The organism is Geminicoccus sp. (genome assembly GCF_035556675.1).
Classification (GTDB): domain Bacteria; phylum Pseudomonadota; class Alphaproteobacteria; order Geminicoccales; family Geminicoccaceae; genus Geminicoccus.
The window spans coordinates 1-24673 of sequence record NZ_DATMFZ010000378.1 but is presented as its reverse complement, the minus strand read 5'-3'; the positions used below and the strand labels follow the sequence as shown (position 1 = coordinate 24673).

Here is a 24673-nt window from a genome sequence, read left to right as displayed (position 1 = left end):
AACTCGCTCCCTTGCCTGGACCGGTCACGCGACGATCTCATAGCCGAACTCGCGGGCGGCGTTTTCCAGATACTTCCAAACATAGTCCGCGAAGGACCGGTTGGTGTACAGGTCGACGAACGGCCGCTCGGCATTGCCTGCCACGTAGTGCAGGATGACGTTGGCCTTGCCCAGATGGCTCTGCAGCACCATGCCGGGCCGGAACGCGCGGGGGTGCAGGTCGAGCGGGCAGCCGGCCGCCAGCACGTCGCGCAGGCGCTGGCCTTCCAGGCAGATCGTGGTCATCCGCTCCGTCAGGTCGATCACAGCATGGTGCAGGCCCCGGCAGGCCTCGCGCAGCGCCTGGGCGATCTGCGCCTCGCGACCGGGCTCATAGACGATGATCCAGTCGTCCGGCCCGATCCAGAAGGCATGCGCGCCCGAGCCCGACCCGGTCTCGCCCACCCTGCGCGGCAGGGCGAAGCCCAGGACGGGTTCGACCGCCCGGGCCACGTCCTCGCCGCCACGCAGGCCGACCTTGGCCTTGAACGGGCGCTCCTGCATGCGGAGCGGCGCCCCCTTGGTCGACGGCCGGTTCTTCAGGTCGAGATGGGTGGTGCCGGCAATGCGCTCGGGCCCTCTCGCCGCGTTCCGCTCAGGCATGGAGCCGGCCTCCCTCGGGATCGATGAATACCGGTGCCGTCACCTCGACCTCCGCCGTGCCGTCGCCGTGGCTGACCCACAGGCGCTGGCCGTGGCGCGCCCGCCCGCCCGAGAGCAGGGCCAGCGCGAAGGAGCGGCCGAGATGGGCCGAATGGTAGCTGGAGGTGACGTGGCCGATCATCTTCGCCGGCAGCTTCGGCTTCGGGCTCTCGACGATCTGCGCCCCCTCGCCCAGCACCAGCTTCGGGTCGGCCGGCAGGAGCCCCACCAGCTGCTTGCGGTCGGGACGCAGCATGTCGGGCCGGCTGAGCGAGCGCTTGCCCAGGAAATCCTTCTGCTTCGACACGGCCCAGTCCATGCCCAGGTCCTGCGGCGTCACGGTGCCGTCCGTCTCCTGGCCGACGATGATGTAGCCTTTCTCGGCGCGCAGCACGTGCATCGCCTCGGTGCCGTACGGGGTGATGCCGAACGGCTGGCCGGCGCGGTACAGCGCGTCGGTGACGATCTCGCCATAGGAGGCCGGCACGTTCACCTCGAAGCCGAGCTCGCCCGTGAAGCTGATCCGGAAGATCCTGGCCGGGATGCCTGCGACCTCCGCCTCGGTCATCGACAGATGCGGCAGGGCTTCCCTGGAGATGTCGCCCCGGGTCAGCACCGCCTGGAGCACGTCGCGGGCCTTGGGCCCCTGCAAGGCGATCACCGCCCACTGCTCGGTGACGGAGGTCAGGTAGACCTGGAGCTCCGGCCACTCGGTCTGCAGCCAGCTCTCCAGCCAGGACAGCACGCCGGCAGCCCCGCCAGTCGTGGTGGTCATGTGGAAATGATGTTCGCCGATCCGCGTGGTCACGCCGTCGTCGAACACCATGCCGTCCTCGCGCAGCATCAGGCCGTAGCGGCACTTGCCGATGCCGAGCTTGCTCCAGGCATTGGTGTAGATGCGGTTCAGGAATTCCGCGCTGTCCCGGCCCTGGATGTCGATCTTGCCGAGCGTGGTGGCGTCGAACATGCCGACGGCACTGCGCACCGCCCGGCACTCGCGGTCCACCGCCGCGTGCATGTCCTCGCCCACCTTCGGGAAGTACCAGGCCCGCTTCCACAGGCCCACGTCCTCGAACACCGCACCCTGCCGCTCGGCCCAGCCGTGCATCGGCGTGCGCCGGACCGGGTCGAACAGGTCACCTCTGCTGGGCCCGGCGAAGGCGCCGAAGGTCGTGGGCGTGTAGGGCGGGCGGAAGGTGGTGGTGCCGACCTCCGGGATCGGCCGGGACAGGTTCTCCGCCACGATGGCGAGGCCAGTGACGTTGCTGGTCTTGCCCTGGTCGGTCGCCATGCCGTTGGTGGTGTAGCGCTTGACGTGCTCGATCGAGCGGAAGCCCTCGCGGTTGGCGAGCTTCAGGTCCTTGGCCGTCACGTCGTTCTGGAAGTCGACCCAGGCGCGCTGCCCGGCCCGGTCGCCCTCCAGCAGCCAGACCGGCTGGTGCGGGCCGGCAACCGGCTCCCGCACGGCAGGTACCGGCGTGGGATGGGCCTCGAAGCCGGCCGCCGCGGCTGCTTCCGTACCGGTGGCGAGCCCCTCGTCCAGGGCCGCGGCCAGCGTCCATGAGCCCCGGCAGGCACCGGCCGAGCGCTCCTCCTGCGAGCCTTCGCCAGGCACGAAGGCGGCCAGGCCCTCGTCCCAGCGCAGCTTGCCGCGGCTCTGGCTGAACAGATGCACGGTCGGGTTCCAGCCGCCGCACATCAGCACGGCGTCGCAGGCAAGGGCCTGGACCCGGCCGATAATCGGCCGCCCGGCCTCGTCCAGCGCCTGGACATGGAGTTGCGCAACCCGGAACCGGCCCTGGCTGCCCACGGGGCCCTGACCCCGCAGGATGGTGATCCCGGCGGTCTGCGCCTGCACCACCCGCTCGCCGATCGGCGTATGGCGCTGGTCGACCACCGTGACCTTCGCCCCCGCCTCATGGAGGTCCAGGGCGGCGTCATAGGCGCTGTCGTCGCTGGTGCAGACCACGACCTCGCGGCCGACCAGCACGCCGAACCGGTTCAGATAGGTGCGCGCGGCGCCCGCCAGCATGATGCCCGGCCGGTCGTTGTCCGGGAACACCAGCGGGCGCTCGATGGCGCCGGTCGCCAGCACCACCTGTTTCGCCCGCACCCGCCACAGACGCTGGCGCGGCAGGTCCGGCGGCGGGTCGGCCAGGTGGTCGGTGACCTTTTCCAGCAGGCCCAGATAGTTGTGGTCGTAATAGCCAAAGCAGGTCGTGCGGGTGAGCACGGTCAGCTCCGGGTGCTGGGCGAGCTCGGCCCTCGCCCGCTCCAGCCAGGCTTCGGGCGCCACCTCGTCGACCGTGATGCCCCGGCCGCTCTCGCTCAACAGTGAGCCGCCTACCTCCGGCTGCTCGTCGCACAGGATCACCCTGGCCCCGGTGCGTGCCGCCGCCAGCGCTGCGGCCAGCCCGGCCGGGCCGGCCCCCACCACCAGCACGTCGGTCCAGACATGGCGGTGCAGGTAACGGTCGGGATCGGGGGCGGTCGGCGCCTTGCCGAGGCCGGCCGCCGCCCGGATGCGCGGCTCGTACACCTTGGTCCAGAAGGCCGCCGGCCACTTGAAGGTCTTGTAGTAGAAGCCCGCCGGCAGGAAGTTGGCGAGCCGGTCGTTCACGGCGCTGCGGTCGTAGCGCAGCGAGCCCTTGCGGTTCTGGCTCTCGGCCACCAGCCCGTCGAACAGCTCGACCTGGGTTGCCTTGAAGTTCGGGTCGGTGCGCCCGCCCCCCATCTCCAGCTGGACCAGCCCGTTCGGCTCCTCCGCGCCTGCCGACAGGAAGCCGCGCGGCCGATGGTACTTGAACGACCGGCCGACCAGATGGACGCCGTTGGCGAGCAGCGCCGAGGCCAGCGTGTCGCCGGGATGGCCTTCGTAGCGCTTGCCGTCGAAGGTGAAGCGGATGGTGCGGCTCCGGTCGACCCGTCCGCCCTGCGCGATGCGCGCCTTCTGGCTCATCGGCCCGCCCCGTCCGGCTGCTCGCCCACCGCGTGAAAGCTGGAGAACCGATCGGTCACCGTGTCGCGTACCGCGGTGAACCAGCGCCCGCAGCCCTGCACATGGCACCAGCGCTCGTGGAAGCGGCCCTTGGGGTTCTGCCGGGTGAAGACATAGCCGGCCCAGGCGCCGTCGCTCAGCGCCGCCGGGTCGGCCGGCCGCACGATGCCGGCCTCGCCGCCGTTGCGGAACTCGGTCTCGGCGCGCGGGCCGCAATGGGGGCAGGTGATCAGGAGCATGGGGTGGGGCTCTTGGGGATGCTGGATGGCGGGCTCAGGGGCAGCGATGACGAAGAAACTACGGGGTGCCCCCACCCATAATCGTCATGGCCGGGCTTGACCCGGCCATCCAGTTTTCCGGATGGTGAGGCATGGCGGCATTCGTCTACATCATGGCCAGCCAGCGCAACGGCACGCTCTACATTGGCGTGACCGGAGATCTGGTCCGTCGTGTTCACGAGCACCGCACTGGAGCAGTTGCAGGCTTCACCGAAAGGTACGGCGTGAAGTCGCTGGTCTGGTACGAAGTCCATGACGAGATGGCTGCGGCGATCCAGCGGGGAACCAGCCTGAAGCGCTGGCGGCGCGACTGGAAGCTGGCACTGATCGAGAAGATCAATCCCGACTGGCGGGACCTTTGGGACGATATCGTCCGGTGAAGGACTGGATGGCCGGCTCAAGGCCGGCCATGACGATGAGAGGCGAGCACGACCAAGCATCAATGCGCCACCGCCGCCGCCGCCGCCTCGTCGATCAGCCGGCCGTTGACGAACCGGTCCAGGGTGAAGGGCGCATTGATCGGGTGCGGCTCGCCATGCGCCAGGGTGTGGGCGAAGACGTGGCCGGAGCCGGGCGTGGCCTTGAAGCCGCCGGTCCCCCAGCCGCAGTTGATGAAGAAGTTGCCGACCGGGGTCTTGCCGATGATCGGCGAGCGGTCGGGCGTGACGTCGACGATGCCGGCCCAGGAGCGCAGCATCCGCATCCGGGAGAAGATCGGGAACAGCTCCAGGATCGCCTCCAGCGTATGCTCGATGATCTGCATCCCGCCGCGCTGGGCATAGGAGATGTACTGGTCGGTGCCGGCCCCGATCACCAGCTCGCCCTTGTCCGACTGGCTGATATAGGCGTGGATCGTGTTGCTCATCACCACGCAGGGGAAGGCCGGCTTGACCGGCTCGGACACCAGCGCCTGGAGCGGGAAGCTCTCCAGCGGCAGCTCGATCCCGGCCATGCCCGCCACCACCGAGGAATGACCGGCCGCCACGCAGCCGATCCGGCCAGCCGCGATGTAGCCGCGACTGGTCTCGACACCCACGGCCCGGCCGCCCTCGACCCGGATGCCGGTCACCTCGCAGTTCTGGATGATGTCGACGCCCAGGCGATCCGCACCACGTGCATAGCCCCAGGCGACCGCATCGTGCCGGGCGGTGCCACCGCGCCGCTGCAGGGCGGCGCCGATCACGGGGTAGCGGATGTCCTTCGACAGGTTGAGCTGCGGGCAGAAGGCCTTGGCCTCCTCCGCGGTCAGCAGCTCGTTGTCCACGCCGTTCAGCCGGTTGGCATGGACGGTGCGCCGCGCGATCTGCAGGTCGTGGGTGTTGTGCGCCAGCATGAGCACGCCGCGCTGGCTGAACATCACGTTGTAGTTCAGCTCGGCCGAGAGCCCTTCCCAGAGCTGCATCGCATGGTCGTAGAGGCCGGCGCTCTCGTCGTAGAGATAGTTGGAGCGGCAGATCGTGGTGTTGCGCCCGGTATTGCCGCCGCCCAGCCAGCCGCGCTCCAGCACCGCGACATTGGTCACCTTGTGGACCTTGGCGAGGTAGTAGGCGGTGGCCAGGCCATGGCCGCCGCCGCCGATGATCACGACGTCATAACCCCGCTTGGGCTCGGGGCTGCGCCAGTAGGCCGGCCAGTTGGCGTGGCCGGACAGGGCGTTCCGCGCCAGCGAGAAGATCGAGAAGCGGGTCATGCTCGGGTCATGCTGGTGGTCCGGCCGGTGAAGGGGCCGCTAAGCGCGGAGGAGTAGCGGCAGGCATCGGCCTCCGTCTAGCGGCACCGCGGCCGGTGGTTGCCGCGAAAGCGACACCGGCTGGCAAGTCCGCGGCAGGATGTCGCATCCAGGTGGTCCGGCGGGCTTCAAGTGACCTTCCGGTACGAGGCAAGCTTGTGTCGCAAACACGAAACTGCCACCGTGGGAGATCGGCCGGACTTCCCCTTGCGCCAGAAGGGTCAGGATGAGCGAGCAGACCCGGAGTCAACCGGAGATCGTGGCGTTTCTGCTGGTTCCGAGCTTCACGATGATCGCGTTCGCGGCAGCGCTGGAGCCGTTGCGGATCGCCAACCGGATGTCGGGAAAAGAGCTGTACCGCTGGGTGATCCTGAGCAAGGACGGCCAGCCGGTGGCCTCCTCCGTGGGCATCGAGACGGCGGTCGACCTGCCCATGGGCAAGTTCGAGATCCCGGCCAGCCAGCCGCCCACCATCGTGGTCTGCGGCGGGCTGCATTCCGAGCGCTACCAGGACAAGGAGGTGCTGGCCTGGCTGCGCTGGGCCGACCGGCGCGGCGCCCAGATCGGCTCGATCTGTGCCGGCGCCCACATCCTGGGCCGGGCCGGGCTGCTGGAAGGCTATCGCTGCACCATCCACTGGGAGAACATCCCGGGCTTCGTCGAGGCCTTCCCCGACATCAACGTCACCGCCGACCTGTTCGAGATCGACCGCAACCGCTTCACCTGTGCCGGTGGCACGGCGGCGCTCGACCTGATGCTGCAGAAGATCACCACGGCGCATGGCGACGAGCTGGCGGCGCGCGTGTCCGAGCAGTGCATCCTGGACCGGGTGCGCAGTGCGGACGACCGCCAGCGCATGCCGATCCGGGTGCGGCTGGGCGTCCATCATCCCAAGCTGATCCTGGCGATCGAGCTGATGGAGGCGAATGTCGAGGAGCCGCTGGGCCAGGACCAGCTCGCCAAATATGTCGGCATGTCGCGCCGGCAGCTGGAGCGGCTGTTCAAGAAGCATCTCGGCCGCACGCCGGCCCAGTATTATCTGGAGCTGCGCCTGGAGCGCGCCCGCCACCTGCTCTACCAGACCGACCTGCCGATCATGAACGTCGCCTGCGCCTGCGGCTTCGTGTCCGCCTCGCATTTCTCGACCTGCTACCGGCAGATGTACGGCAAGACCCCCAGGCAGGAGCGCCTGGCGGCGGCGTGAGCCCTTGGAGACATGAATGAGATGGTTGCCGGCTGCCCTGCTCCTCCTGCTGGCGCTGCCGGCGGGAGCGGCCGAGCGCACGGTCGCGGTGTTCGACTTCGAGCTGATCGACACGAGCCTGGATGGCGAGATCGAAGGGGTCGACCCCGCCGAGACCGTCAGGCTTAACCGGCTGGCGCCGCAGCTGCGCGACGCGATCGCGGGCCTGCCCGGCTTCACCCTGATCGACGTGACGCCGGTCCAAGCGGTGGCCAACGAGCGCTCGCTCAACAGTTGCGCCAAGTGCGCCATCGAGCTGGCGCGGGAGCTGGGCGCCGACATCGTCGTCACCGGCACGGTGCAGAAGGTCTCGAACCTGATCCTCAACATCAATGCCCGCGGCCAGGAGGTCGCCACCGGCCAGCCCGTGGCTGGCGGCAGCGTCGACATCCGCGGCAACAATGACGAGATGTGGGAGCGCGGCGGCCGGGCGCTGTGGAAGAACCGGCTGCGGCAGCAGTTCGAGGCGCTGGAGTGATGCCACGACCGGCAGCGGAGCGTGGCGCCGCCGGTTAGGCCTTGGCCCCCTTCACCCCTCCCCCCAGCGCCGGCTCGGCATCGGGATCGAGCGGCCAGCGGGCCCGCGCCCTCGTATCCAGCGGGTCGGTCTGGCCCAGGCGCAGCCGCTCGATGCCCGCCCAGGCGATCATGGTGCCGTTGTCGGTGCACAGCCGGGGCGGCGGGACGACCAGCCGGCTGTCGGTCCGTGCGGCCAATGCCTGGAGGGCTGCGCGCAAGGCGGCATTCGCGGCCACGCCACCGGCCACCACCAGGGTCGGCCGGGTCCCCGGATGATGCGCGCGGAACAGCTTCAGCGCATGCCGGGTGCGATCGGCGACGCTGGCCGCGACCGCGGCCTGGAAGCTGGCGCAGATGTCGGGCACGGCTGCACGCGCCTCGGGCCCCAGCGCCAGGATCGTCTGGCGCACCGCGGTCTTGAGGCCGCTGAACGAGAAGGCGCAGCCCGGCCGGCCCAGCATCGGCCGGGGGAAGTCGAACCGCCCGGGATCGCCGGCCTCTGCCGCCCGCTCCACCGCCGGCCCGCCCGGAAAGCCCAGGCCCAGCATCTTGGCGACCTTGTCGAACGCCTCGCCCAGCGCGTCGTCCACCGTGCTGCCGAGGCGCCGGTAGCTGCCGACCCCGTTCACCTCGACCAGCTGGCAGTGGCCGCCCGAGACCAGCAGCAGGAGGTAGGGGAAGGCCACGTCGTCGGTGAGCCTGGCGGTGAGCGCATGGGCTTCCAGATGGTTGACCGCCACCAGGGGCAGACCGTGGACCAGGCAGATCGCCTTGGCGGTGGTGAGACCCACCAGCAGGCCGCCGATCAGGCCGGGCCCGGCGGTGGCGGCCACCGCGGCCAGCTCGCCAAAGCCCAGGCCGGCCTCGTCCATCACCTTGCGGACCAGCCGGTCCAGGCTCTCGACATGGGCGCGCGCCGCGATCTCCGGCACCACCCCGCCATAGAGCGCATGCTCCTCGACCTGGGTGCGCACGGCCTCGGCCAGGATCCGCCGGTTCTCGTCCACCAGCGCCACACCGGTCTCGTCGCACGATGTCTCGATCCCGAGAACGACCCTTGCCAAAGAGAAGCACTCCAGCCACGCCTTCAGGCGCCGTCCGTTACGTCCTAGAAGAGATCATGACCAGCCCGATCCGGCTCAATATCGGCACGCGCGGTTCGCCTCTGGCGCTCGCTCAGGCGGAGATCGTGCGCGCTGCCCTGTTCCAGGCCTGGCCGGACCTGGCGATCGAGGACGCCGTCACCATCAAGGTGATCAAGACCACCGGCGACAAGATCCAGGATCGCACGCTGGCCGAGCTCGGTGGCAAGGGCCTGTTCACCAAGGAGATCGAGGAGGCGCTCTACGCCAAGGAGATCGACCTCGCCGTCCACTCGATGAAGGACATGCCGACCGTCCTGCCGGACGGGCTGGCGATCCTGGCCGTCCTGCCGCGCGCGGACGTGCGCGACCTGCTGATCGGCCCCTATGGCGGCCTGGAAAGCATCCCGCCGGATGCGGTGGTCGGCACGGCCTCCCTGCGCCGCCAGGCCCAGCTCCTGGCGCATCGCCCGGACCTCCAGGTCGTGCCGTTGCGCGGCAACGTGCAGACCCGGCTGGCCAAGCTCGCGCGCGGCGACGTGGCCGCGACCTTCCTGGCCAAGGCCGGGCTGGACCGGATGGGGATGCACGACGTCCCGTCCGTGCCGCTCGAGCCGGACGTCATGCTGCCGGCGGTGGCCCAGGGTGCGATCGGCATCGAGGCGCGCCTGGACGACCAGCGGGTGGCGGAACTGCTGGCGAAGCTGGATGATCCCCTCACCCATGCCTGCATCCGTGCCGAGCGGGCGATGCTCCAGGTGCTGGACGGCTCCTGCCGCACGCCGATCGCGGGGCTGGCCCGGCAGCTGGCCGACGGGCGGCTGCGGCTGGACGGGCTGGTCGCTTCGCCGGACGGGAGAAGGGTGGCGCGGGCGGGTGCGGAAGGCAGCGACCCCCTCACGCTCGGCGACGAGGTCGGCCAGGAGCTCCTGGCCCGGCAGCAGGCATGAACGGTCCCTGCCTGCTGCTGACCCGGCCGCGCGCGGATTCGGTGCGGCTGGCAGCGCTCCTGCAGGCCGAAGGCTGGCGGACCCTGATCGACCCGCTGCTGGAGATCCGGCCACTGCCGGTCAGCCTGCCCGACCTGGCGGGGGTCCAGGCGGTGCTGCTGACCAGCCGTCATGCCGCACCGGCACTGGCAGCCCTGCCGCGCCCGCTGCCGGTCCATTGTGTGGGCGAGGCCACTGCGCGTGCGGCCTGCACGCTGACCACGGCACCCGTGTTCGCCGGGCCCGGAGATGCCGTGGGCATGGCCCGGCAGCTCACGGCCACGCTCAGGCCGGTGGACGGGGCACTCCTGCACCTGGCCGGCGCGGAACATCGCCCGGAGCTGAAGGCCGGGCTGGAGGCAGCCGGCTTCACCCTGATCCAGCGGATCGTCTACCGCGCCTTGCCGGCAGCCGGCCTCATGGCGGAGACCCGGCAGGCGCTGGCCCAAGGGGCGGTCCAGGCCGTGCTCCTGTTCTCGCCGCGCACCGCCAGCCTGTTCGCGGCACTCAGCCAGGACCTGGACCTGTCCCGCACCGAGGCGCTGTGCCTTTCGGCCAATGTCGCGGCCGCCCTGCCCGCCGGGCGGCTGCGGCGTGTCCGGGTAGCCACGCGGCCCGAGGAAGCGGCCCTGCTCGACCTGCTTGAAGCCCCAGCCCCCGAGTGATAGCCCCATCCTGCCTTGAGCGGCGTCCCCGCCGCCTCGAGGCAGGAACGGCATGCATCCAGTGCCCGTTCATCGCATGATCGAGCAGCCTTTCGACTATCGACGCCCCGGGAAGAAACATGGCCGACGTGATCGACAGCACCGCCGAGGAGATGAAGCCCGGAGCGGCAGCCTCCAGGCCCGGCGGCTACCGGCGGCTGACGGCGGCGCTGGTGGGCGGCGTGATCGGCGGCGCGCTGGTGCTGGTGGGCGGCTTCCTGTTCCTGCCGGACTATGTGCAGGGCCGGATCGACGCCGCCGTGGCGGAGCTGCGGCCATCGGATGAGGTGGAGCAGCGCATCGTGGCGCTGGAGCAGCGCACTGACACCATGGCCGGCCTGGACGACCGGGCGCAGGAGCTGACCCAGCAGATCGATGCGGTGCAGGCGAGCGTGGCCGAGCTTGGCGGCAGGCTGGACCAGGCGACCGGCCAGGCCCAGCAGCAGGAAGGTACCGTCGGCACGCTGCAGAGCGCCCAGCAGGAGCTGGCCAGCAAGGTCGCGGAACTGGAGGCGCGCCCGGTGCCCGAGGTGCCGGATCTGGGGCCGCTCCAGGCGCAGGTCGAGAACGCGACCAAGGATGTCCAGGACCTGCGGGCGTTCGGCGAGCAGCTGGCCGCGCGGGTGAGCGAGGCGACCAGCACCACGGACGCCACCTTGCGGCGGGTCGACACGCTGACCACCGCCCAGGCCGAGGCCGACCGACGCGCCACCGAGCGCGCCCAGGCGCTGGCCGACCGGATGACCGCGGCCGAGACCGCGATGAGCGCCAAGTTCGCCGACCTGAATCAGGCCGAGGCGACCCTGTCCTCCCTGCAGTCGACCTTGGCCAGTCAGGCCAGCCAGATCGCGGCGCTGGAGGCAGGTGCCAGCGACCTGGCGAGCAAGGCGCAGCTCGGCATCGCCGCGGTCGGCGACAAGATCGGTGCCCTGGAGCAGCGGGTGGACGAGCGGCTGGCCCAGGACGGGCGCGGCGCCGCGACCGCGCTGGCGCTGAGCGAGCTGAACGACGCGCTGGCGGATGGCTCCGCCTTCCCGACCGCCCAGGCGGTGCTGGAGAAGACCGCGGCCACCGACCCGACCATCGCCCAGGCGGCCGACAAGCTGCGCCCGAGCGCTGCCACCGGCGTGCCGACCCGGGCTGCCCTCCTGGAGCAGCTGGGCGAACTGGACCGGGTGGCGGTCACCGCCAGCTCGGACGACTGGGTGGAGCAGACCCGCAGCAACATTCTGGGCCTGGTCACGGTCAAGCGGCGCGACGGCACGGTGATGAACGGCGGCGAGGACGGCCAGGACAACGGCGCCCAGCAGAAGCTGGCCGCCGGCGACCTCGCCGGCGCCATCGCGGCGGTCGAGGCGCGCGGCGACAAGGACCAGCCGGAGGTGGCGGCCTGGCTGCAGCGGGCGAAGGCGCGTGCCGACGCCGAGGCGGCCGCGGAACTGCTGCGCCAACATCTGGGCGAGCTGCTGGTGCGGCCGAGCTGACCAGCCCATCCGGGCAGCCCTTCCCCTTGCCGCCTCCGTCGCACCGAAGAAAAAGCGTCCCATGGTCCGCCTGCTCATCTTTCTCGTCGTCGCCCTCCTGATCGCATCGGGTGCCGCCTGGCTGGCCGACCATCCCGGCAGCGCCACGATCGACATCGGCGACGCCGTGATCGAGATGCGGCTGGGCATGCTCGTGCTGGGGATCGCCATCGCGGCACTGGTGCTGGCGATCCTGATCGAGCTCTATCGCTGGCTGACCCATGCGCCCGGCCGCTATCGCGGCTGGCGCCGGCGCTCGCGCGAGCTGCGCGGCTGGCAGGAGCTGTCCATGGGGCTGGTCGCGGCGGCGGCCGGCGATCCTTCCGGGCTGCGCGGCCATGCCCGCCAAGCGATGAAGCTGATCCCGACCAACCCGGCGGTACGGGTGCTCACCGCGCAGACAGCACTCCTGGAAGGGCGCGAGGACGTGGCCGAGGAGCAGTACAAGGAGATGCTGGACGACCCGGCCACCGAGCTGCTGGCGATCCGCGGCCTCCTGACCAGTGCCATGCGCCGGCAGAACTACGACGAGGCGCTGGACTATCTGGGCCTCGCCCGGCGCAAGCATGCCGCCGCTCCCTGGGTGATCCAGACCTCCTTCGACCTGTTCACCCGCACCGGGCGCTGGCGCGACGCCATCACCATGCTGGAGGACATGCAGCGCCTGCGCCTGCTCGAGCCGGCGCTGATCACAAGGCGCCGCGCCGTGCTCCTGCACATGCTGGCGGTGGACGCGGTGGAGCACGACAAGCTGCGCGAGGCGATCCGCGAGGGCCGCAAGGCCACCGACCTACAGCCTGGCTTCGTGCCGGCGGCCCTGGTCACCTCCGACGTGGCGCGCCGGCTGGGCAAGTCCGCGGAGGCGCGCAAGATCCTGGAGCGCAGCTGGGGGGCAGGCCCCCACCCGCTGATCGCGCAGGCCTATGCCGGCCTGGTCCCGAACGAGACGCCGGCGGAGAAGCTCAGCCGCTGCCAGCGCCTGCTCGACCTGCAGCCCAACCATGTCGAGGCCCATGTCTCGCTGGCCGAGCTGGCGATCAACGCGCAGGACTGGAACCGGGCGCGCGAGCTCCTGGAGCGCGCCCTGCAGCTCGAGCCCACTGCCCGGGTGTTCCGCCTGATGGCCGAGGTCGAGCGCGCCTCCGGCGCCTCGGCCGAGCGGGTCCAGGAATGGCTGACCCGGGCGGTCGACGCAGCACCCGACCCGGCCTGGGTCTGCGAGGGCACCGGTGCGGTCCTGGCCCAGTGGCAGGCGTTCGGCCCGAACGGCCAGTTCGACACCCTGCGCTGGACCACCCCACCCAAGGTGTCGGCCCTGGCCGGCCTGTCCGAGCCGCCCGGCCCCATGCTGATCCTGAGCGAGTCCGACCGGATCCAGCCGGCCACCTGACCGCGTCCGGCACCTGTCGGAAGGCCGTCAGAAGGATTGACGCTGCCCCCGCCGCCGTCTACCAACCGCCGTGCCGGGGCCGCCTTAGCTCAGTTGGTAGAGCGGCGCATTCGTAATGCGTAGGTCGGGTGTTCGAGTCACCCAGGCGGCACCAGCTTTCTCAAGGGTTTAGCCCAGGTCCCCTTCCCGCAGCTCTCGCCGTGTCGGCACCATGTCGTCACCAGCAAGAATGGCGGGCATATGGCGGCAACGAACAAGGCCGCCCGAATCACTCTGACCGGCCTTGATAGCGTCACGACATGTCGGGCTAGCGAGCCACTTGGTCCACAAGGACGACGGGCCACCAATTTAATCCGGCGCGCCCCGCCGCGCCTGCAGGAGGTGCTGCGCATCGATGCCCTGTCGCGGCCGGAGCTGCTGTTTGGCGTGGCCTCGGCGCTGCGCAGGGGCCGGATCGCGCCGGGGCTGGAGCTGGCCATCATCGACTGTCCGGACGGAGAGGCCCCTGCGCTGCGCGCCGAGATTGAGGCACGGATGCAGGAGATCGATGTCAGCGACGACAACTAGAGCCGTGATCGCCGCCGCCACCTTGGCCACCGCAGCGACCCGCGCCTCGACCAGACCCTTGACGACTTCCTGCCGTGCCTCCTCGTCGCGCTGGCGCTCAGCTTCGGCTGTGCCCTGCTCCCAAGCGAGCCGCTCCCGCAGCTCAGCCAGCCGCTGCTCCTGTGCCGGGATCTCGACCCGAGCCCCCACGTCGGCCGACATGGGGCACGCTCCCGGACCATCGCCTCGGCGAGGAACTGACGCCCGCGGCGCCGCTCGCAGGTGAGGTTCAGGATGCATACACGGCCCCTGTCGGCAGGCGGCACTCCACGACCCGGAACTTGTGGCCGCGCGGCGGTTCCAGATTGGCCTCCCAGCGGACCTCGATGTTAGCAGCGGCACCCACCTCGCGGCGGAGCGCCGCCGCGATCCGCTGCCCGATCTGCGGCTCCGCCCCGCCCTGGGCCCGCACCAGGAACCGTTCCAGATCAGTCTGCACGACCTGGTAACGGACCAGACCTTCCACCTGCTCGAGCGCCAGCGTCAGGTGATAAGGCGAGCGTACGCGTCCGTCGCGCAGCCGGACGCAGTCGGCGATCCTGCCCTCGATGCGGTCCAGCCTGGGCAGCCGACAGCCGCAACGGCAGGGTGGTCCCACCTTGAGCGATGCGAGGTCGCCCAAGGCATAGCGGATCAGCGGCATCGCGCGCAGATCGAGGCTCGTGAGCACGACGGCGCAGAGCTCACCAGCCTCCTGTGGAAGGCACTCGACGATCGTCGTCTCGGCCGCGAGGTGGTAGCCGTCGTGCGCGCTGCACTCCCAGGCCACGGGCCCGACCTCGGTGCAGCCGTAGATGTCGAAGACTTCGGCTCCGAAGGCCTCCTCAAGCATGGTGCGGGTGGCGTTGTCCAAAGTCTCGGCGGTGCTTACGACTGCCCGCAGCGGAGACGGGCGGCCACGCTCGCGGACCGCCTCGGCCAGATGCCGCAGCGGGGTGAGGAAGCCATAGACCATATGGGGGCGATGCGCCCGCATGGCGGCGAGCACGGTCTCAACGGGTGCCTCGCTCGACACGTAGCGCCAGCCAGGCGGCCCCGCACGTTTGCTGTCATTCTCACCCGTCACCAGCAACAGCCGGTGCCAGGGGCGCAGGCCCGCCGCCAGCAGTGCCCTCAGGAACACGAGCCTCTGGTGGCTCGCGAAGTCCCGGTCGCGGAACAGCGTCATCGGCCGCCCGGTCGAGCCGCTGGTTCGCAGCTCGAGCAAGCTTGAACGGTCGAAGCTGGCGCTCAGGCGCGACGGCACGGGCGTCGCCTGCAGCTCGCTCTTGTCGACCACGGGAAGGCGGTGGAGGTCGTCGACGGTTTGCACATGGTCAGGACGAAGCCCATAGCGCGTCCAGAGCCGCCGGTAGAAGGGAACAGTCGCGAATGCATGCTCCACGATGCGCCGCAGCTTGGCACTCTGCAGATGCCGCAACGCCTCCGGCCCGAGACCCCGGGCGCGGCAAAGTTCACCTGCGGACAGCAACGAGCGCACGATCGTCAAGGTCGCCTGCCCACCCAACCTTCCCGTCTTGCGCTGCAGGCCTCTCTAGCGGGCAACTCTCGTTGCGGAAAGATGCAGCTGCTCTCCTGCTTGCCGTCGAACATGGTCAGGAGCGAAACGTTGCGCGCCACCATCACCGCTATCGCCTGCGTCGGGTGCTAGAGGCCCCAGACCGCAGCGTGGAGACGGGGCGTGAGCGCACTGGCCTCGTTCCAGGTGAACCAAGTCGGGGACGTCGGTGCAGGCGCTGGGCTCGCCGAACAGCGCCATCACCCCATGGAACTTCGGGCTGTAGACGAGGCCGACGGCCGGTGTACCCATCGCCACCCAGATGGGAAGAATGATCAGGAGCTAACGGGCAAAGCTGCCCTCAGCCTCGTGGCCCCACAGGACGCCCCGGCAGCACCTAGACGATGATCAATCCACACTGGCGCGTTCCGGAAATGCGATGGATCATGCAGACCAGGACCCGCCGCTGCGCCCAGAAGACTGATGGCGGTCTGCTATCCGCAGGAGCCATCATGCCGAACATCGATATCTATGGCCGCACTCATGAACTCGAGCCGGAAGTGGTCGAGGCGATGGCGGTTCGGCTGGAGGGACGCCGCGCCAGCTCGCGCTACATGAGCATGCTCCACGACTATCTCGACCGGCTCGATCTCAAGGCAACAGATAAGGTGCTCGTGATCGGGGCGGGAACCGGGGTCGAGGTGCGCGAGATCATCCGGCGTCCGGGCTTTGGCGGGGTCATCACCGCTCTGGAACTCAGCAAGCAGCTCGTCGCGGTGGGACAGCGCAAAGCCGTGGAAGAGGGAGTAGATGACCGGATTGTCTGGAAGGTGGGTGACGCGCATGCGATCGATGCCGCCGATGCATGCTTCGACCTCGTCATCGCCCACACCGTGATCAGCCATGTCGATGCGCCGGACCGGGTGATGGCGGAGGCCCGGCGGGTGCTGCGGCCGGGCGGCACGCTGGTCGTCTTCGACGGCGACTACGCCACTTACACCTTCGGCACCCTCGACCCGGAACAGGGCCGCCTGTGGGACGAGCGGATCATCCGCGCCATGATCGCCAACCCGCGGGTGATGCGGACCCTGCCGCGCGTCTTCCGCCACCTTGGCCTCGACCTCGTCGACTGGCGCACCTACGTGCTCAACGAGGTCGGCAGGGGTGACTTCTTCCTGGGCTCCCTGCGCACCTTTCCTGTCTTCCTGACAAGGGCCGGTGTGGCTACGGCGGACGAGGTACAGGCTTACGTCGACGACCAGTTCCAGGCCTCGGAAAACGGCGCCTTCTTCGCCGGCTCCAACTTCGTCACCTACATCGCTCGGCGACCCGGCTGAACAACAGCCAGCCCCAGGAACACGCTCGGCGCCGCCAGGATGCCCATCAGGTGTCCTCTGAACCTCCTTGTCTGACCTGGAGCGTCACGGCGCCGCGCATTGCCCGCTCCTGGCGCCGCCTCGCCGTCAACGCGCTGGCCAGCCGCACCGGCCGCTCCTGCGGACGATCGCCGGGCTTGGCGACGCAGACCTGCAGGATCGGCGACCGGGTTGCCGTCCGGATCCTCACCGTCCCTCCAGAAGGCAACGACGCGCGCCTTGCCGAGCCAGCCGGTCAGGTAGCTGTTGCCGGCCGCGCTGGTGCGAGGGGGGCTGATGTCCGATCTCGCACCCGCCTTTCCAACCGCCGGTGCTGTGCTTGCCCCGCTGCGGCAATGAACACAAGGGTGCGGCTCGACCGACTTCACCAGTCTCTGGGCCGGCCAAGCGGTGGCGCCAATCCGGACTTCGACTGCTGTCGGGCTGGCACGCCATCCCACCGAGAGGCAGCCCGGAGAGAGGCAGAGTAACCGAAGCGACGTTCACATCATGTGAACATACATGTCGATGATCCGCGCCTTCCGGATGGGTGCTCGAACAAATTAGTGATCAAGGCCGGAGCCTACCCACAGATGCCCGTCGGTTCGATGCGGCGCATCCGTTGGCAGGCACGCGGCGACACTCATGCATGCCGGAACAGCAACATGACCTTCGATCTCGTCGTCAACGGCGCGATCCGCCAGGTGGATGCGGATCCGGACACGCCCCTGCTCTGGGTACTGCGCGACATACTCGGAATGAGCGGCACGAAGTTCGGCTGCGGTGCTGGCCTGTGCGGCTGCTGCACCGTGCATGTGGACGGCACGGCGATGCGCGCCTGCCAGTTGCCGATCGAGTCGATCGGCTCCTCCCAGATCACCACCATCGAGGGTGTGGCCACATCCGATGCCGGCCGCCACGTCCAGCAGGCCTGGCTCGACCTGGAAGTGGTCCAGTGCGGCTATTGCCAGCCTGGGCAGATCATGTCGGCGACGGCGCTGCTCAGCGAGAATCCCAGTCCTACCGACGACGACATCGACGCCGCGATGTCGGGCAATCTGTGCCGATGCGGCACCTACAACCGCATCAAGGATGCGATCAGGCACGCGGCCCTGCGGCTCCGGTCCGGCACGGAGGGCCAACCATGAACGGGCATCCGAGGCTTTCCCGCCGGGCCTTCGTGGTAACCGGAACGGCGGCCGCGGGCGCACTGACGATCGGCGTGCCGCTGGACGCGGGCGCAGCGTCCAGCACGACGCCGGACTTCGCGCCCAACGCCTTTCTGCGTATCGCTCGCGACGGCGCGGTGACGCTGATCGTGCCCTATGTCGAGATGGGCCAGGGAACCTACACCTCGGTGCCGATGCTGATCGCCGAGGAGCTCGAGATCGGCCTCGACGCCGTGACGGTGGAGCATGCGCCCGCCGACAACGCGCTCTACGCCAATCCGATCATGGGCCACCAGGAGACCGACGGTTCGCTCTCCATGCGCGCGGCCTGGGAGCCGATGCGACGGGCGGGCGCCACCGCGCGCCAGATGCTGATTGCCGCCGCAGCCTCAGTGTGGGGCGTGGATGCTGCCGCGTGCCAGGCTCGTGACGGCGCCGTGCTGCACGCCGCCAGCGGACGACGGATCGGCTATGGCGATCTCGTCGAGCATGCTGCAACGCTGCCGGTGCCGCGTGACGTGCCGCTGAAGGGCGAGGGCTTTCGCCTCATCGGCACGCCGCACCGGCGGCTGGATGCCGCCGCGAAGGTGCGGGGCACCGCACGGTTCGGCATCGACGTGCAGCTCCCCGGCATGAAGGTAGCGGCCGTCATGGCTTCGCCGGTACTCGGCGGGCGCCTTGTGTCGGTGGACGATACGGAGGCACGCGCGGTCGCCGGCGTGCGCGGCGTGCTGCGCATCGACGATGCCGTCGCCGTCGTGGCCGATCACTGGGCCGCCGCAAAGAAGGGGCTCGACGCTCTCGTGGTCGCCTGGGGCGATGGTCCGAACGCCACGTTCTCCACCAAGGCGCTGTTCGCCGATCTGGAGGCGGCCGCGGCGGGAGATGCCGTTCCCGGCCCGTCCGCCGGCGACGTGATGTCCGGCTTCGCGCGCGCGGCGCGCACCGTCGAAGCCTCCTACCGCCTGCCGATGGTCGCCCATGCCCCGATGGAACCACTGAACTGCACGGTCCATCTGCACGACGGGAGGTGCGAGGTCTGGGTCGGCACCCAGGCGGCGACACGCGCGCAGGCCGCCGCGGCCAGGGCCGCCGGCCTGCCTGTCGATAAGGTGGTGGTCCACAACCAGTATCTCGGCGGCTCCTTCGGGCGGCGCGCCGAATCCGACAACGTGACCCAGGCGGTGCTGTTCGCCCGGCAGGTCGATCATCCGCTGAAGATCGTGTGGAGCCGCGAGGAGGACACCCAGCACGACTTCTATCGCCCGGCCTATCTCAACCTGCTGAAGGCGGGTCTCGATGCCTCCGGGCGGGTCACCAGCTGGTCGCACCGTGTGGTCGGTCCATCGCCGCTGACGCGCTGGCTGCCGGCCGCGATCGGCAGCGACGGCCTCGATCCTGACGCAGTCACCAGCGCGGTCGGGCCCTACGCCTTCGAGAACCTCCACGTCGATTACGTGCGCCGGGAAAGCCCGGCCTACCGCTCCGGCTTCTGGCGCGGCGTGGGCACCACGCACAACGCCTTCGTGGTCGAGAGCTTCATGGACGAGCTGGCGGCCACCGCGGGCATCGATCCGCTGGCGTTCCGCCGCATGCACCTGGCCGATGATCCCCGGCTGCGCGCCGCGCTCGACCTGGCGGCGGAGAGGTCGGGCTGGGGAACGCCGTTGCCCGAAGGCGAAGCGGGCGAACGGACAGGCCGCGGCATCAGCCTCCTGCAGGATTTCGGCGGCACCATCCTGGTGCTCGTCGCCGAGGTGGTCGTCGACCGGCAGGGCTTCACGCGGGTGACAAAGGTCACCTCCGTCATCGACTGCGGCAAGGTCATCAACCCCGATACCGTCGCAGCGCAGATCCAGGGCGGCGCCATCTTCGGCATCTCCGCCGCCCTCTATGGCGAAATCACCTTCGCAGACGGACGCGTCGAACAGGGGAATTTCGACAGCTACCAGGCGGTGCGCATGGACGAAGCCCCCCGGATCACCGTGCACGTCATCGAGAGCGGCACGGAACCCTTCGGCGTCGGGGAAGCCGGTACGTCCGGGATCGGTCCGGCTGTTGCCAACGCGGTCTTTGCGGCCACCGGGACGCGTCTGCGGCACCTGCCGATCACGCCGGAAGCACTCGGCGGATAGCGCATCGTCCCTCCCTCTCATTCCATAGGTGTTCCATGCGACCAATCTTCGGCATGCTCGCCGCCACCCTTCTGCTTGCCTCGACCATCCAACCCACGCGGGCCGATGGCGACCCCGCCAAGGGAGAGAACGTGTTCAAGCGTTGCGCCGCCTGCCATACGGCCACGACGCAGAACCGGGTCGGGCCCGGCCTCGCCGGCATCTTCGGGCAGCCGGCTGCCTCGGTCGCCGGCTACAAATACTCGCCGGCCCTGGCCGCGAGCGGCCTTGCTTGGGATGAAGCCACGCTCGACCGGTTCCTGGAGGCGCCGGCCAAGCTGGTGCCTGGCACGCGGATGACCATGCCTCTGCCGAAGGCCGACGATCGCCATGACGTCATTGCCTATCTGAAGGCGCTGGCCTCTCCGTCAGCCGCGCCATAGCCGTGACCAGTCCGCGTGTGTCATGAGCCGCGGCTGGCAAAAAGCGCCGTCACCCAGTCGATGAACGCCCGGACGGGAGGCGACGCCTGCCGCGACGGCGGAAAGAGCACCGAAATCGGCACCCGATCCGAGCGGCAATGGCCGAGCACCTCGCGCAGGCGCCCTTGTGCGATGTGGTCGGCCACGAGGAAGTCCGACAGGCGCGTCAGCCCGAAGCCTCCCACGGTCAGATCCAGCAGCGCGAAGGTCTCGTCGACCACCAGGCCCCTTTGCGGCTCGATCGCGTGGGAGACGTCTCCCTCGTCCATCATCCATCTGTCGGGGCGGCCGTTGCGCGCCGACGAATAGCCGAGCAGCACGTGGTCGGCGAGCGCCGCAACGTCCCGCGGCTCGCCGTGGCGGGCCAGATAGTCCGGCGAGGCGCACACCACCCAACGATAGCTGCCGACGCGCCGGGCGATGAGGCTGGAATCGCGGAGCGCCCCTGCACGGATGACGCAGTCGACGCCCTCCTGAACGAGGTCGATCAGCCGGTCGGTCATACCGATCGCCATCTCGACGTCAGGATGGCGCTCGCGAAACGATCTCAGCGCCGGCAGGATGATGGAGCGCCCGATGGACGGGGGCATGTCGACCCGCAGGCGCCCGCTGACGCGCCCGTCCGGACGCAGGCTGTCTTCCGCGCTCCGGACGTCGAGCAGGATGGCACGGCAGCGCTCGACATAGAGCTCCCCTTCGTCGGTCAGACGAAGCTGCCGCGTGTTGCGATGCAGCAGCCGCACCCCGAGGTGATGCTCCAGGCGCTGCATCGTCATCGTGACGGAGGAGCGCGGCAGTCCGAGCGCCTTTGCCGCCCTGGAGAAGCTGCCGGTGTCCACGACGCGGACGAACGTCTCCATCGCCTTGAGTCGATCCATCGGTCACTTCCCATCCTGGCGGGAATCGAGATCGGGCCTGCATGAAGGTGTTGGCATTCGGCTGGTGTCACGCCCAGTTGGCGCCAAATCACGCCGGAACGTATCCACATCAGCAAAGCCGCTGGCGGCGGCCGCTTGCTTCGGACGTCCGCCTGCCCCCAGCATGCGCCTCGCCACCTAGATACGGATCGATTTGCCCTAGATCGCCGGCGTCATTCCAATCTCCGCACGGAACAGTTGCGCGAAATGACGCGGACCGAGGCCCGCACGTGCCGTGGGAACGGCCAGACCGTGCATGGCAGCGGGATTGGCGGTTACACAACGCTGGATCTCCTTGCACTATGGACCGTCCGGCAGGATTGGCCTCGCCGTGCCGGCTGAGCAATGAATACAAGGGCGCGGTTCGACCGACTTCACCAGTCTCTGGGCCGGCCAAGCGGTGGCGCCGAGCTGGACTTCGACTGCTGCCGGGCGGGCAAGCCATCTCACCGGCAGGCAACCCGGAGAAGCAAAGTAACCGAAACGACGTTCACATCATGTGAACATACATGTCGATGATCCGCACCTTCCGGATGGGTGCTCGAGCAATCCATTTAGTCATCAAGGCCGGAGCCCGGCGGGTACATACGTCGGTACCTGTGCTCGGAGAGCGCCTTGTATCGGTGGGCGATACGGAGATGCGCGGCCACCGGTGTACGCGGCGTGCTGCGTAGCGACGCCGGACGATCTAGGACAGCTTCGCAATGACAGTCGTTCCAACACGTTCCTCAGTTACTCCCGAGCAACGCTTCCGTCGCAGTGTTTGTGCGTCGGTATCTGCCGCTGCCCTGCTGCTTCTGTATGCTGTGGTGGCCGATCGATTCATGCCCATCACACCGGAGGCGCGGGTCCTCTACGACACGACCCGTGTTGCACCGGAAGTTTCTGGCACCGTAGTCAGGGTGAACGTAGCCAATGACCAGCCGGTTGAGTCTGGTCAAGTTCTGTTCGAGCTCGACCCCACTCGTTACAAGCTGGCCGTCGAAGCGGCGCAACTTGCGCTTGAAGAAGCCGAGCAGACCACTCGCCAGTGGGATGCCGACATTGCCGAAGCTCGTGCCGCAGTTGCCAGCGCAAGAGCGGCGGCGGATGACGCGATACGCGAAGCCGAACGGAAGGCGCAACTGAGTGAACGCAAAGTTGTTCCCATCAGCATGGCCGAATCCGCTGCCGCCACACGCGACGAAGCTCTGGCTCTGGTCCGAGTCGCAGAAGCCCGGTTGCGGTCCAGCCTTGTCAAGCGCGGAGATGACGGGCCCGACAATCTTTTCCTGCGGGAAGCTCGCAACAAACTAGCCGTCGCGCAGCGTGATCTCACGCTGACGAAGGTTGTCGCGGCGGAAGATGGTATTGTTGTCAACATGCGCCTCCGCCCGGGCCATTACATCGCTGCAGGAACTCCCGTTTTGACGGTTGTCGGCCGCACACCGACGATCGCCGCCGATTTCCGGGAGAAAGCACTGACGCAGGTCAGGATCGGCGATCAAGCGCTGGTCAACTTCGATGCGCTACCCGGGCGCGTGTTCGCAGGTCGCGTTGTGTCCATTGATGCCGGCATCGCCCAAGGACAGGTCGATGCCGACGGCACACTCGCCCAGCCGGTTGAAACCGATCGCTGGATCCGTCGGGCCCAGCGCGTGCGCGTGAACGTACAGCTGGACGCCCCACCGGACCTTGTCAGTGGTGCTCGCGCGACGGTCCAGCTCGTCCCGGACAGCCCGAGCGTATTCCGCTTGTTTGCCAAAGCTCAGATCGTTCTGTTTGCCCTGGCGCGCTATGTCTACTGAACCCGTTCCCGGACTGAGCGCAAACGACTGGCGCCTCGCCTGCCGTATGGCATCCGGTGCTTTTGCTGGCTGGACCTTGGCGACGCTCCTTTCGCTGCCGTATGCGGCCTTCTATGCCGTCTACCCCCTCGTCCTGATCGGTCTTTCGCCAGCACTCGACCGCCACATTGCCTTGCAGTTCCTCGTCGCAGCACCGACTGGGATGATTGCGGCAGGCATCATGCTCGGAGTGTTCTCCGTGCATCCGGTCCTCATGACGGCGTCATACTTGGCCTTCGTCATCGTCTGCTTTCGACTGATGACCAGTCCCCGCAGACTATTCATGTTTGGAGCAATTTCACTAAGCGTTTGCAGCGCCCTGGTTCATTATGGAAGCTATCCTGAAGTATCCTGGCAACAGTTGTTCTGGGCCGTAGGCGGCTCCCTCGTCTTCAGCGTTGCATCTTACCTCCTGTCCTTTGCTGTCTTTCCGGATGTCGAACCTCGCACGCCTCGCGCACCTCCTCCGCGGTCGGCGGCGCAGCGGCATCATCTCGTTCTGCTTTGTGCCGTGGGCGCAACCGGATCGTTCGTCTTTTTCCAGATCTTCGAGGCAAGCGACTCGCTGAGCGCTCAGATGGCGACGGTTCTGATACTCCTCGGACTCAGCCACGAAGGCATTTGGAGCGCTGGCTATGCGCGGCTTCACGGTTCGGTTGTCGGCTCGGTCCACGCAACGCTGGCGCAGCTGGCGATCTCTGGGCATTCAGGCTTCTGGCCTCTTACCGCCTGCGTGTTCCTTATTGGTCTCTTGTGGTTCAGCGCGGATCACGCACGAAGCCGAACCGGGCCAGGAAAAGGATTCGCTGCCGTTACCGCGTTGGCGATCCTGTTTGGTCAGCTCCAGCCGTCAGATGACTTGATCCAGAACTCACTGTACCGCGGCGTATCCGTGGTCATCTCTATATCACTGATGTTAGTCTTCATCCTGCTATTGCATCACATGCTGAACCGTCTGCCCGCGACACGATGGTCGAACGATTGAGATCAGCATTGCACCCCTTCAGCCTTCAATCTGGGGCACTAGAAAGGAGAATCGGGCATGACCGGGTCGGCAACCAACAGAATGATTGTACGCTTCTGGCGGGACTTTACGAACATTTTGTCCGCTTCACGGCCGACGACGTTTAGGGCCCGGTAGTTCTTGAGCCAGCCGAGAGTGGCGGCAACGCACAAGACACCCATGAAGGAGCGGGCCCTCTTCTCAGAAACTGTCCAAGAAGGGTTGAGTGGCCGGGGTAGCGGTGGTTCCAGGCGGGTGCTGAAGCCTGACCTAGAGGCTGTTATGGACCTGACGGGGTGTAGTGGTCAGGCTTGGGGGCATGAGCCATGTCCGCAAGCCTTACCCTTCTGATGTGTCTGATGAAGAATGGGCGCTGGTAGCGCCGTATCTGGTCTTGGTGCGGGAGGATGCCGGCCAGCGTTGTCATGATCTTCCCCCGATTTGGCGGACAGGGGGTTAGCTAGTGTTCCGTTCGGCCTGCTCGGGTGTGATATAGCCGAGAGCCGAGTGGATACGCTTTCGATTGTAGTAGCCCTCGATGTAAGCGAACAGGTCACGGCGGGCTTC

The 24673-nt window shown here is 68.4% G+C and carries 22 protein-coding genes, 1 tRNA gene and 1 pseudogene; 15 read left to right on the top strand and 9 right to left on the bottom strand.

Annotated features, from left to right (window positions below; all coding sequences use genetic code 11):
- Window positions 1-24: 24 nt before the first annotated feature.
- From VNS22_RS26835 to VNS22_RS26825, 3 genes are read right to left on the bottom strand one after another with little or no spacing between them, the layout of a single operon-like run.
- The gene (locus VNS22_RS26835) at window positions 25-642 is read right to left on the bottom strand and encodes a sarcosine oxidase subunit gamma (protein ID WP_325738045.1); all 618 of its coding nucleotides are present in this window, start codon (window positions 640-642) and stop codon (window positions 25-27) included.
- Complete coding sequence (locus tag VNS22_RS26830) at window positions 635-3640, bottom strand: sarcosine oxidase subunit alpha (RefSeq protein ID WP_325738043.1); 3006 nt, start codon at window positions 3638-3640, stop codon at window positions 635-637. Before VNS22_RS26830 ends, VNS22_RS26835 begins: the two co-directional genes overlap by 8 nt.
- On the bottom strand, window positions 3637-3918 hold the full coding sequence (locus VNS22_RS26825) for a sarcosine oxidase subunit delta (protein WP_325738041.1): 282 nt from the start codon (window positions 3916-3918) through the stop codon (window positions 3637-3639). Before VNS22_RS26825 ends, VNS22_RS26830 begins: the two co-directional genes overlap by 4 nt.
- A 131-nt stretch (window positions 3919-4049) precedes the next feature.
- Between VNS22_RS26825 and VNS22_RS26820 the strand changes: the two genes are divergently transcribed.
- Window positions 4050-4337, top strand: coding sequence for a GIY-YIG nuclease family protein (locus tag VNS22_RS26820; protein ID WP_325738039.1), 288 nt, complete (start codon window positions 4050-4052; stop codon window positions 4335-4337).
- Between the two features lie 59 nt (window positions 4338-4396).
- On the opposite strand, the gene VNS22_RS26815 is transcribed toward VNS22_RS26820, so the two are convergent.
- Entirely contained in the window at window positions 4397-5647 is a 1251-nt protein-coding gene (locus VNS22_RS26815; protein ID WP_325738037.1) for a sarcosine oxidase subunit beta family protein, read from the bottom strand.
- 265 nt (window positions 5648-5912) lie between these two features.
- Between VNS22_RS26815 and VNS22_RS26810 the strand changes: the two genes are divergently transcribed.
- Window positions 5913-6890, top strand: coding sequence for a GlxA family transcriptional regulator (locus VNS22_RS26810; RefSeq protein ID WP_191060917.1), 978 nt, complete (start codon window positions 5913-5915; stop codon window positions 6888-6890).
- Between the two features lie 16 nt (window positions 6891-6906).
- On the top strand, window positions 6907-7407 hold the full coding sequence (locus VNS22_RS26805; protein WP_325738032.1) for a DUF3280 domain-containing protein: 501 nt from the start codon (window positions 6907-6909) through the stop codon (window positions 7405-7407).
- A gap of 34 nt (window positions 7408-7441) precedes the next feature.
- Here VNS22_RS26805 and tsaD read toward each other — a convergent pair whose 3' ends face one another.
- On the bottom strand, window positions 7442-8512 hold the full coding sequence (tsaD, locus tag VNS22_RS26800) for a tRNA (adenosine(37)-N6)-threonylcarbamoyltransferase complex transferase subunit TsaD (protein ID WP_325738030.1): 1071 nt from the start codon (window positions 8510-8512) through the stop codon (window positions 7442-7444).
- A gap of 56 nt (window positions 8513-8568) precedes the next feature.
- Between tsaD and hemC the strand changes: the two genes are divergently transcribed.
- The 5 genes from hemC (at window position 8569) to VNS22_RS26775 (ending at window position 13290) form a co-directional block, all read left to right on the top strand.
- Window positions 8569-9480, top strand: coding sequence for a hydroxymethylbilane synthase (hemC, locus tag VNS22_RS26795; protein WP_325738028.1), 912 nt, complete (start codon window positions 8569-8571; stop codon window positions 9478-9480).
- Window positions 9477-10184, top strand: coding sequence for a uroporphyrinogen-III synthase (locus VNS22_RS26790; protein ID WP_325738026.1), 708 nt, complete (start codon window positions 9477-9479; stop codon window positions 10182-10184). The genes hemC and VNS22_RS26790 overlap by 4 nt, the downstream gene beginning before the upstream one ends.
- 119 nt (window positions 10185-10303) lie before the next feature.
- A complete protein-coding gene (locus VNS22_RS26785; protein WP_325738024.1) occupies window positions 10304-11707 on the top strand; it encodes a hypothetical protein in 1404 nt (467 codons plus the stop codon).
- 61 nt (window positions 11708-11768) lie between these two features.
- Window positions 11769-13136: a heme biosynthesis protein HemY gene (locus VNS22_RS26780; RefSeq protein ID WP_325738022.1), complete on the top strand. Its 1368-nt coding sequence runs from the start codon at window positions 11769-11771 to the stop codon at window positions 13134-13136.
- A 78-nt stretch (window positions 13137-13214) separates the two neighbouring features.
- Window positions 13215-13290, top strand: a tRNA-Thr gene (locus VNS22_RS26775).
- A 194-nt stretch (window positions 13291-13484) separates the two neighbouring features.
- Here VNS22_RS26775 and VNS22_RS26770 read toward each other — a convergent pair.
- Both VNS22_RS26770 and VNS22_RS26765 read right to left on the bottom strand, forming a co-directional pair.
- A complete protein-coding gene (locus VNS22_RS26770) occupies window positions 13485-13904 on the bottom strand; it encodes a hypothetical protein (RefSeq protein ID WP_325738020.1) in 420 nt (139 codons plus the stop codon).
- Window positions 13905-13971: 67 nt separating this feature from the next.
- Window positions 13972-15231 (bottom strand): hypothetical protein, encoded by a 1260-nt coding sequence (locus tag VNS22_RS26765; protein ID WP_325738018.1) that lies wholly within the window; start codon window positions 15229-15231, stop codon window positions 13972-13974.
- A 413-nt stretch (window positions 15232-15644) separates the two neighbouring features.
- Here VNS22_RS26765 and VNS22_RS26760 point away from each other — a divergent pair, with 413 nt between their 5' ends.
- The 4 genes from VNS22_RS26760 (at window position 15645) to VNS22_RS26745 (ending at window position 20321) form a co-directional block, all read left to right on the top strand.
- Window positions 15645-16577 (top strand): methyltransferase domain-containing protein, encoded by a 933-nt coding sequence (locus VNS22_RS26760; protein WP_325738016.1) that lies wholly within the window; start codon window positions 15645-15647, stop codon window positions 16575-16577.
- 683 nt (window positions 16578-17260) lie between these two features.
- Window positions 17261-17743 carry a (2Fe-2S)-binding protein gene (locus VNS22_RS26755; RefSeq protein ID WP_349261901.1) on the top strand — a complete coding sequence of 161 codons (483 nt, stop codon included), beginning with the start codon at window positions 17261-17263 and terminating at the stop codon, window positions 17741-17743.
- A complete protein-coding gene (locus tag VNS22_RS26750) occupies window positions 17740-19899 on the top strand; it encodes a xanthine dehydrogenase family protein molybdopterin-binding subunit (RefSeq protein ID WP_325738013.1) in 2160 nt (719 codons plus the stop codon). The genes VNS22_RS26755 and VNS22_RS26750 overlap by 4 nt, the downstream gene beginning before the upstream one ends.
- Window positions 19900-19952: 53 nt before the next feature.
- A complete protein-coding gene (locus tag VNS22_RS26745; RefSeq protein ID WP_325738011.1) occupies window positions 19953-20321 on the top strand; it encodes a cytochrome c family protein in 369 nt (122 codons plus the stop codon).
- 20 nt (window positions 20322-20341) lie between these two features.
- Here VNS22_RS26745 and VNS22_RS26740 read toward each other — a convergent pair whose 3' ends face one another.
- Window positions 20342-21238, bottom strand: a complete 897-nt coding sequence (locus VNS22_RS26740; RefSeq protein ID WP_325738010.1) for a LysR family transcriptional regulator — start codon at window positions 21236-21238, stop codon at window positions 20342-20344.
- 863 nt (window positions 21239-22101) lie between these two features.
- Between VNS22_RS26740 and VNS22_RS26735 the strand changes: the two genes are divergently transcribed.
- The 3 genes and pseudogenes from VNS22_RS26735 to VNS22_RS26725 all read left to right on the top strand — a co-directional run.
- On the top strand, window positions 22102-23064 hold the full coding sequence (locus tag VNS22_RS26735; protein ID WP_325738009.1) for an HlyD family secretion protein: 963 nt from the start codon (window positions 22102-22104) through the stop codon (window positions 23062-23064).
- A complete protein-coding gene (locus VNS22_RS26730; RefSeq protein WP_325738007.1) occupies window positions 23054-24088 on the top strand; it encodes a DUF2955 domain-containing protein in 1035 nt (344 codons plus the stop codon). The genes VNS22_RS26735 and VNS22_RS26730 overlap by 11 nt, the downstream gene beginning before the upstream one ends.
- A gap of 337 nt (window positions 24089-24425) precedes the next feature.
- Window positions 24426-24551: pseudogene (locus tag VNS22_RS26725) on the top strand (transposase); the annotation flags it as partial.
- 11 nt (window positions 24552-24562) lie between these two features.
- Here the strand turns inward: VNS22_RS26725 and VNS22_RS26720 are convergent.
- On the bottom strand, window positions 24563-24673 hold a 111-nt coding region (locus VNS22_RS26720), incomplete at its 5' end, for an IS3 family transposase (RefSeq protein WP_325738096.1).